Genomic DNA, 7,642 nt, shown 5'->3' with positions numbered 1-7,642 from the left:
GGGTAATCCAAAAAAGCGGGGCGCGGCGTGGGCCGGGCCCGGTTTAAATGCTCAAATCCCAAACGCCCCTTCGCCGCCTTCGGTCAGACGGCGAAGGGGCCGCGCACAAGCCGCCTTGTGCGCAGAAACCATTGAAGCCGCACAAGTGCGGCGGCGCACGCGCCGCCGACATTCCGACAGCGCCCCGCCACAATGAGCGGGGCTTGTGGGGCTACGCCCCAGCTTGCTGCGGCAGGTTGCACGAAAGCGTGCCGTCCTTGACGCTGGCGGTTCAGAGCAACCACGTCACGAAGGACGGGCCACGGATACGCCGCCCGGCTTTGCTATGGAGCTTCCACACCGCGCCCTGCCGCCCAAGGCTGCGGCAGGGGCGTTCTTGCCTTGTCGCTGGTGCTTGACCTGGCCCGCGTCAGGGCACAGGCCGGCGCAGCCGTCATGCGGGGATGTCGAGGTCGGCCATATCTCCTTTCGGGAGCGGGCGGCCCCTGCGTCCTTGGCTTGTCGTGAATCCTGGCGAGGGCACGGCTGCGCCTTGGGCTTCATGGCCGCAACCTTGCAGCGGAAACAATTTCCCCTGCGCTGCGCGCATTCCTCGCGGGACAAATTCTTTTCGCTTCCAGGCTCTCCGCTGCGCTTCGACCGCAAGCGGTGCGGCCAGCCCATCCCCCGCCGGCCGGTTCACAACAAGGACGCGATAGGCGCGACCTTGTTCAACCCGAAAGGAGAATCATCATGGCTAACATCGGCACCTTCACCGCAGAGAAAGACGGCTTCACCGGCCAGCTCCGCACCCTGACCCTCAACGTCAAGGTCAAGTTGGTTTCCAACGACAAGGGCGACAACGAGAAAGCCCCCGACTTCCGCGTTCAGGCGGCAGGCCATGACATTGGCGCGGCGTGGAAGAAGACCAGCGAGGCCGGGCGGGCCTACGTCTCCGTGACCCTCGACGATCCTTCGTTCCCGGCGACGGTCTATGCCCGCCTGATCGAAGGCGAGGACGGCACGCACGACCTAATCTGGTCGCGCAGCAAGCCCCAGGCGGCCTGACGGCCGCCCACCGCTCCCCGCCCATTGCGGCGGGGTGCGATGCTGTTCATCGCGGCCCCGAACGCACGGCAGCGGGAGGCCATCGGCCTCAGCTCTTGCCTGATCGTTTTCAGACCCGGTATGGCAGTCGCCATGCTTGGCGGATTTTGCGTCCGTAGAGGCAAATCCAAGATGGCGTGTCGGCGCTGCAAGCGCCGCCGGGCTTTCGGGCTTCGCCCCGTGCCGCCTTCGTCGTCACGGCCATGCGGCTTCAATCCCTCACGCCTTCGCGCCTGGCGGCGCTCCGCGCTTCCCTTGCGGCTATGTCTCGGACGCCGCGATCTGGCTTTCCGTCTCGGCCATCAGCACCGCCGTACTGCAATCGAGTGCGCGGGCGATCTTGAAGATGGCCGCCAGCGTGGGCATGTGTTCGCCACGCTCGACCTTGCCCATGTGCGAACGCTCGATACCAGCCAGGTGCGCCAGCGATTCTTGCGCAATCCCTCGCTCCATCCGTAGCACACGCACCGCCGCGCCGAAGGCTTGAGCCAGCTCGGCATCGAAGGTGGCGGAGCCGGCCGGGCGGCCGGGCTGGACAGTTCGCTTCTGCATAGACAGAAGCGTCGAATCTAAGGACAATTAAAACCACGTTATATTTAACTCATTGGCGAAAAAACGCTGTTCCGTGCTTTTACTGTCGTTTTCCGTTAAAGGCTGGACTGTTCCCGTTAAAGCTGGACTCGCCCGCTAATTCCCGGACTCCGGGCGAGGATGCGAGCGATGTGCGGGATCAGAACCGTGCCATGAAGGGGTGTTCATGATTGACGTTCGAAGACGTGGTGGTTGGTCTAAGGCGGTCAGGCCGCCGGCTGGTTGGCTGTTCAGCCAGTCCAGCTTCAGCGGAAATTTCGGCCTGATTCCAGAATTAACGGAAATCATGAAGGTCCGTAAGTGACTGAAAAAACTGGAGTCGTGGCTTTCCTCAGTCCAGCCTTTAACGGAAAACGACATTTACGGAAATCCGTATCTACGGATACAAACAGAACCGGGGAATCGCATCCGTGTCTTTCCGGCTTCCTACAATTCCGCTTCTGCGCTTGCGTTCTTCCAAGGATGCAATGGCTTGCGCATCCGTGCTTGCGCACGAAAGCACGGAGACGGTTTGGCGGTTCCGTGCTTCGACGCAGAAGCGCATCCGCGCATCCTTGGTTTCGTGGAGGTTCCGGCCATGACCTTGCCACTTGTCACCGCTGACGAACGCGCCCGGCTGCTCGCCCACGGAGCGGCGCTCGCCGCTGGCCAGCACCTCGACCCGCTGCCCGTGGTGCGGCTGTTCACCCCCGACGCGCATGTGACCTGGCTACTAGCCACGCTCGATCCGACCGATGGCGATACGGCCTGGGGACTGATCGACCTCGGGATTGGTATGCCGGCGCTGGGAACGGTGAAGCTGTCCGATCTGGCGTCCATCGTCGGGCTGCACAAGCAGTCCGTGATGCGTGATCGCTATTTCCAGGCGGTGCGCCCGCTGTCGGAATACGTCCGACTGGCGCAGGAGAACGGCTCGATCATGGACTGATCGGCGGCCGTGAAAGGCGCGTGAAGCGAAAGAGAGCGCATTGTGGCTATTTCGGCCTTACTCCAGACCCATTCGTCCTGAATCCGCACTCTTGCCCCAAAGCGGTGCACTTCTGGCGAAAACGGCAATGATGCTTGGTGCGCGATACGGCAGGGTGTTCGATGCTGCACGCCGATCCCTCGGCGTTTCAGCCGTCGCATTCAGACGATTTCAGCAATGCCCCGGAGCGAATCGGTCTTGATACCAGCAGTTACAGCTTACCTCGATTTCGATGGCGACTTGATGGCGATTCGATAGCTCCCGCACCGCGGAATCCGTGGCGACGTTCCTGCTGATCGTCAGGAGGTTGCGTCATGGCCGAACCGAGCGCCGCACACTGGTATCCAACCGCCGCGTATCTCTACGCGCTGCACCTCGACGGCCCTGCGCTGGCGTGGGAGTATCTGCGCAGGAATCCCGACTACCGCCGCGACTGGCTGCGCCGTCGCCGCCGACCGGACGTGGCGCAGGCGTGGGGCTTGCGCCTGCTGGAAGACCCGGCCCTGGATGCGCGCGACGCGCATCCGGCCTGGTTTCCCGATCACGATGGCGTGGTGCAGCTCTACCCGGATGCCGACCCGCCGCCGGATGCCGATGCCTTCGAGTTCTGGAACGTCCCAGGACGCAAACACCTGATCCACGATGGCACGCGCCTGGTGCTGGTATCGCGCTGGCCCGGCTGCTGCGTGCGGCTCGCACTTGCGCCGGGCCTGGAAGACGGCATGGCCTACCTCTATGCCATCCGCGCTTGCGCCACGCCCTGCGCGCGCTACCGCGCGCTGGCGGCCGGGCTGGATGCGCTGTCCACCGCAACCGGAGCCGCGCCTACGGCGGCGACCCGCTCGCGGCCCACGCCTGCCGCGCTGCTGGAACTGCACACCTTGCAGGCGCTCGACGCGACCCTCGCGGGCGCGTCCTTGCGTGTGGTGGCCGAAGGGCTGTTCGGCGCGGATGCCGTCGCGGCCGACTGGCACAAGGACAGCGCGTTGCGTGCCCGTGTACGTCGGCTGGTGCGCCGGGGCGATGCGCTGATGCGCGGCGGCTACCGCCGCCTGGCACAGCTTCCGCCACCCTTGCACTAGGGGGGACGTTTCGCGTCCCTTGAAGAACGTCCCTTAGCAAGAAGCCTCGCTTTCTCGAAAGTGCCTCTATCCGGCCGCGTGGTGCTGCCGGGCTTGATGGAGGTACATCCGATGCGACCCGCTCCCTTGCGGCCTGCCGCCGCTGCTGTCGCTGCGCCCGCGCAGCCCCAACGCTACCTGACCAACGACGAAGCCGCCGAATACTTGCGGCTGTCGCCGCGCACGCTGGAGAAGCAGCGCGTGATCGGCGGCGGCCCCAAGTTCCGCAAGTTCGGCCGCCGCGTCATGTACGCGGTGGCCGACCTCGATGCCTGGGCCGACCAGCGCAGCTACGAGGCGACTTCCGACCCGGAATATGCCGAACGCCACGCGGGCGATTACCGTGATGGCCGCTGATCGCTGGCGCGTGGGTGGCCGTCGCCATGTCCAGCCCGCCAGGGCAAGCCTTGCAGCGCGAACAGCTCGACCTGTTCCGCGCGCTGCCGGGCGACATGGCACCCCGCGACAGCCAGGACTTGATGGCCTTTCCGTTCTTCTCGCTCGCCAAGTCGCGGCGCGTCGCGCCGATCGACTTCCGCAGCGGGAACATCGCCATCCGCGTGGAGGGCACGCAGGAGCACGGCATCGCCACGATATGGGATGCCGACCTGTTGATATGGGCCGCCTCGCAGATCGTGGAGGCGCGCGACGCGGGCCTGCGCCCGTCGCGCTGGATACGCGCCACGCCTTACGAAGTGCTGCGCTTCATCGGGCGCGGCACGTCGCTTCACGACTACCTGCGCCTCAAAGCCGCGCTCGACCGGCTGCAATCGACCACGGTGGCCACGTCCATCCGCGAAACCACGGGAAGGCGATTGCATCGCTTCTCGTGGATCAACGAATGGAAGGAACTGGCCGATGCCAGCGGCACGCCGCTGGGCATCGAACTGATCCTGCCGGACTGGTTCTATGCCGGCGTGCTCGACGCCGCCCTGGTGCTGACCATCGACCCCGCGTATTTCCGGCTCAAAGGCGGCATCGAGCGGTGGCTTTACCGACTGGTGCGCAAGCACGGCGGGCGGCAGGAGCACGGCTGGCAATTCGACTTCCGGCACCTGTACCGCAAATCGGGCAGCGCGGCCCGCTTCTCGGACTTCGCCTACGACCTGCGCGCCCTGGTGGCGCGGCAGTCGTTGCCCGGCTACGTCCTCGGCATCGAGCGGATGCCGGACGACAACGCCGAACTGCTGACCTTCCGGCCCGTGCCGCCCACGGCACGGGGATAACTGCGGGAAAACCTGTGAATGGCCTCGTGCTATCAGGAGTACCGGGTATCGTGCTATCAGGAGTACGACCCTCGTGCTATCAGGAGTACGAAAACGCCGCAAAGCCAATAACAGCGCGGGTTTGCGTTCCCTCTAACTTACCTAACAAGAAATACATAACTTTTGGTAGAAGCGCGCCGTTTCGGTGGACAACCACGAAACGGCACGGCCAGGCCGGCTTTCCAGCTCGGAGGGCCGCGCCATGATCTTCGCGTTTCTCAACCAGAAAGGCGGCGTCGGCAAGACCACGCTCGCCACGCACATCGCCGGCGAGCTGGCGATGCGCGGCCTGCACGTCATCCTGCTGGATGCCGACCCGCAGGGTTCCTCGCTGGACTGGACGCAGCGCAGAAGCCAGCAAGGCTTGCCACGGCTGTTCAGCGCCGTGGGCCTCGCCCGCGAAACGCTGCATCAGGAAGCGCCAGAGCTGGCCCGCCGCGCCGATCACGTCATCATCGACGGCCCGCCGCGCATCGCCGCCCTGGCGCGCTCCGCGCTGCTGGCGGCCGAGCGCGTGCTGATCCCGGTGCAGCCCAGTCCCTACGACGTGTGGGCCAGCGCCGAGATGGTTTCGCTGATCCGCGAAGCGCAGGTGTTCCGGCCGCAGCTAGCAGCGGCCTTCGTCATCAACCGGCGCGTCAGCACCACCATCATCGGCAGGGAGGCGCGGCAATCGCTGGCCGAACAGCCGCTGCCGGCGCTGCGCTCGGAGATCCACCAGCGCATCGTCTTCGCCGACAGCGTGGCCGCTGGCCGGCTCGCCCGCGAAACCGCGCCCGACAGCACCGCCGCCCGCGAGATTGCCGCGCTCACCGATGAACTGCTGCGGTGGCCGACATGAGCAGCCCACGCAGCAAGCGCGTCGGCATCGGCGCGCGTCCGCCCACGAATCCGCACGCCGAGGCGTGGATTCGCCAGGGCGACGCCGATGCGCTCAACAAGGGCGACCTCTACACCGCTCGCCTGACGCTCGACATTACGCCCGCCATGCGGGCGCGCATCAAGGTGTCGGCCTTCACGCGAGGCGTGACCGTGGCCGAACTGCTGCGCGGCTTACTGGAGCGGGAGTTTCCCGACAAGCGCCCAGAGAACCTGCCATGAACGCATCCGCCTTGCCTGCCGCTCACGCGGCGACGGCTGCACCGGCTGCTGCGCCGCTGCCTGCGCTTTCGACGCTCGCCGGCCAGGCCGGCGACATACCGCTGACCCGCGTATCGCTCGCCTACATCGAACCGCACTTCAAGCTCTACCTGCGCTTCGGCGAGCCGGCGCGCACGCTGCGGCTCGACCGCTGGCGGCGCTGCGCGGTGTTCCTGCCGGGCGCGATGTTCTGCCGCATCCGCTGGCAGGCCAACGACTACGGCACCGTGCGCTGGCAGCTCATGGTGATGCAGGCCGCCACGCCGCTCGATGCCGTGCAGCGCATCCCCGGCGTGCGGCCCGGCGCACGCCTGCTGCTGCACGCCGAAGGCGAGAACGCGGTGCGTGCCGTGCTGGAACGCATCGACGCAATCGACGCGCAGGGCATCGCCGCCATCGACGTGTCGCCCGCGTACTGGCGCACGCTCGCCAACCGGCTCGCGGCGCGCTCGCCGCTGCCCGAATACACCGCAGAACGGCACGCCGCTTGGCTGGCCGGGAGGACATTCCCATGACCGCGATTTCCACGAGTGGCCCCGCGCCGCGTCCTCGCTCGCCCCGCGCAGGTTTGCGCGCTCGCATCGTGCTGGCGGGCTTCGCCGCCGCCGGCCTCGCTGCGCTGGCCTGGGCGGCGTTCGTGCAGCCGCTGCCGCGCCTGATCTACAACCCGTCCGACAGCGTGGCGGTCGGCTGGTATCGCGTGCAGCCGCTCGACCATCGGGCGGCCTCGCTGCCGGTCGGCAGCATCGTCCTGACCCGATTGCCTGCCGACGCTGCCGCGCTCGCTGCGCAGCGCGGCTACCTGCCGGCCCGCGTGCCGCTGCTCAAACGTGTGGGCGCAGTCGCGCCGCAACACGTTTGCATCGTCGCCGGTCAGGTTCGCATCGACGGCGTGCCTGCGGCCGCCGCGCTGCCTGTCGACCGGCTGGGCCGGCCGCTGCCATCGTTGCAGCTTTGCCGCCGTCTTGAAGCTAGCGAACTGTTCCTGTTGAGCGTGACGAATCCGGCCTCGTTCGACAGCCGGTATTTCGGCCCGGTCAGCGCATCCGCCGTGATCGGCGTTGCGCACCCGGTTTGGCTGGAGACACGCCCATGATGGCCGCCGATTCGCTGCGCTCCGGCGTGCCATCGGGCATGTCGTTCTCGCTGCTGCTGCCGTGTCGTCGCGCGTGCAGCGCGGGCGCATTCGCGCCGCGCCTCGCGCAACATCCGGCGCAGCCGTCCAACGTGCAGGCGTCTTGCCTCGAACGTGCCTGGCCTGCGGCCATCGGCGCGTTCGCCGGCGGGCTGGCTGCGGGTACAGCAGCGCCGCCGGGCCGCCGAGGCCCGGAGCGGGAGCGAAGGGCAAAGGCGGAAGGCAAGACAAAAGGGTTCGGCACGCGGCCGAACGCAAAGCCAGTCTGCACATGGGGGGGGCGGGGGGGCGGGGGCGCGGGCGGCCCCGGCGCGCGCGGGCGGCGGGGGGTGTGATA

General features: G+C 67.0%; 10 protein-coding genes. 9 read left to right on the top strand and 1 reads right to left on the bottom strand.

Annotation, left to right across the window (positions count from 1 at the left end; all coding sequences use genetic code 11):
- Nucleotides 1–732 precede the first annotated feature (732 nt).
- Nucleotides 733–1,047 (top strand): DUF736 domain-containing protein, encoded by a 315-nt coding sequence (locus QMX79_RS18720; protein WP_044463540.1) that lies wholly within the window; start codon nt 733–735, stop codon nt 1,045–1,047.
- A gap of 300 nt (nt 1,048–1,347) precedes the next feature.
- On the opposite strand, the gene QMX79_RS18715 is transcribed toward QMX79_RS18720, so the two are convergent.
- Nucleotides 1,348–1,638, bottom strand: a complete 291-nt coding sequence (locus QMX79_RS18715) for a helix-turn-helix transcriptional regulator (protein WP_044463539.1) — start codon at nt 1,636–1,638, stop codon at nt 1,348–1,350.
- Between the two features lie 616 nt (nt 1,639–2,254).
- Between QMX79_RS18715 and QMX79_RS18710 the strand changes: the two genes are divergently transcribed.
- From QMX79_RS18710 to QMX79_RS18675, 8 genes are all read left to right on the top strand, one after another.
- Nucleotides 2,255–2,605: a DUF2958 domain-containing protein gene (locus QMX79_RS18710; protein WP_044466079.1), complete on the top strand. Its 351-nt coding sequence runs from the start codon at nt 2,255–2,257 to the stop codon at nt 2,603–2,605.
- 353 nt (nt 2,606–2,958) lie between these two features.
- Nucleotides 2,959–3,726 carry a DUF2285 domain-containing protein gene (locus QMX79_RS18705; RefSeq protein WP_044463538.1) on the top strand — a complete coding sequence of 256 codons (768 nt, stop codon included), beginning with the start codon at nt 2,959–2,961 and terminating at the stop codon, nt 3,724–3,726.
- 111 nt (nt 3,727–3,837) lie between these two features.
- Nucleotides 3,838–4,122 carry a helix-turn-helix domain-containing protein gene (locus QMX79_RS18700; protein ID WP_033938359.1) on the top strand — a complete coding sequence of 95 codons (285 nt, stop codon included), beginning with the start codon at nt 3,838–3,840 and terminating at the stop codon, nt 4,120–4,122.
- A gap of 26 nt (nt 4,123–4,148) precedes the next feature.
- The gene (locus tag QMX79_RS18695) at nt 4,149–4,991 is read left to right on the top strand and encodes a replication initiator protein A (protein ID WP_044466078.1); all 843 of its coding nucleotides are present in this window, start codon (nt 4,149–4,151) and stop codon (nt 4,989–4,991) included.
- A 241-nt stretch (nt 4,992–5,232) separates the two neighbouring features.
- Nucleotides 5,233–5,871 carry a ParA family partition ATPase gene (parA, locus tag QMX79_RS18690; protein ID WP_044463537.1) on the top strand — a complete coding sequence of 213 codons (639 nt, stop codon included), beginning with the start codon at nt 5,233–5,235 and terminating at the stop codon, nt 5,869–5,871.
- Entirely contained in the window at nt 5,868–6,131 is a 264-nt protein-coding gene (locus QMX79_RS18685) for a hypothetical protein (RefSeq protein WP_044466077.1), read from the top strand. Before parA ends, QMX79_RS18685 begins: the two co-directional genes overlap by 4 nt.
- Nucleotides 6,128–6,685, top strand: coding sequence for a DUF2840 domain-containing protein (locus QMX79_RS18680; RefSeq protein ID WP_044463536.1), 558 nt, complete (start codon nt 6,128–6,130; stop codon nt 6,683–6,685). The genes QMX79_RS18685 and QMX79_RS18680 overlap by 4 nt, the downstream gene beginning before the upstream one ends.
- Nucleotides 6,682–7,266 (top strand): S26 family signal peptidase, encoded by a 585-nt coding sequence (locus QMX79_RS18675; protein ID WP_079389507.1) that lies wholly within the window; start codon nt 6,682–6,684, stop codon nt 7,264–7,266. Before QMX79_RS18680 ends, QMX79_RS18675 begins: the two co-directional genes overlap by 4 nt.
- The last annotated feature ends 376 nt before the right edge of the window (nt 7,267–7,642 follow it).

The sequence above is a fragment of the Stenotrophomonas sp. PS02300 genome (assembly GCF_029959395.1).
Taxonomy (GTDB): domain Bacteria; phylum Pseudomonadota; class Gammaproteobacteria; order Xanthomonadales; family Xanthomonadaceae; genus Stenotrophomonas; species Stenotrophomonas maltophilia_AD.
The sequence above is the reverse complement of the archived record's forward strand: the minus strand, read 5'-3'. Positions and strand labels throughout refer to the sequence as shown.

Bases quoted from the DNA above. Each gene is read 5' to 3' on its own strand.
- QMX79_RS18680 (WP_044463536.1), top strand. From the start codon at position 6,128: ATGAACGCATCCGCCTTGCCTGCCGCTCACGCGGCGACGGCTGCACCG.
- QMX79_RS18700 (WP_033938359.1), top strand. From the start codon at position 3,838: ATGCGACCCGCTCCCTTGCGGCCTGCCGCCGCTGCTGTCGCTGCGCCC.
- QMX79_RS18705 (WP_044463538.1), top strand. From the start codon at position 2,959: ATGGCCGAACCGAGCGCCGCACACTGGTATCCAACCGCCGCGTATCTC.
- parA (WP_044463537.1), top strand. From the start codon at position 5,233: ATGATCTTCGCGTTTCTCAACCAGAAAGGCGGCGTCGGCAAGACCACG.
- QMX79_RS18675 (WP_079389507.1), top strand. From the start codon at position 6,682: ATGACCGCGATTTCCACGAGTGGCCCCGCGCCGCGTCCTCGCTCGCCC.
- QMX79_RS18685 (WP_044466077.1), top strand. From the start codon at position 5,868: ATGAGCAGCCCACGCAGCAAGCGCGTCGGCATCGGCGCGCGTCCGCCC.
- QMX79_RS18695 (WP_044466078.1), top strand. From the start codon at position 4,149: ATGTCCAGCCCGCCAGGGCAAGCCTTGCAGCGCGAACAGCTCGACCTG.
- QMX79_RS18715 (WP_044463539.1), bottom strand. From the start codon at position 1,638: ATGCAGAAGCGAACTGTCCAGCCCGGCCGCCCGGCCGGCTCCGCCACC.
- QMX79_RS18720 (WP_044463540.1), top strand. From the start codon at position 733: ATGGCTAACATCGGCACCTTCACCGCAGAGAAAGACGGCTTCACCGGC.
- QMX79_RS18710 (WP_044466079.1), top strand. From the start codon at position 2,255: ATGACCTTGCCACTTGTCACCGCTGACGAACGCGCCCGGCTGCTCGCC.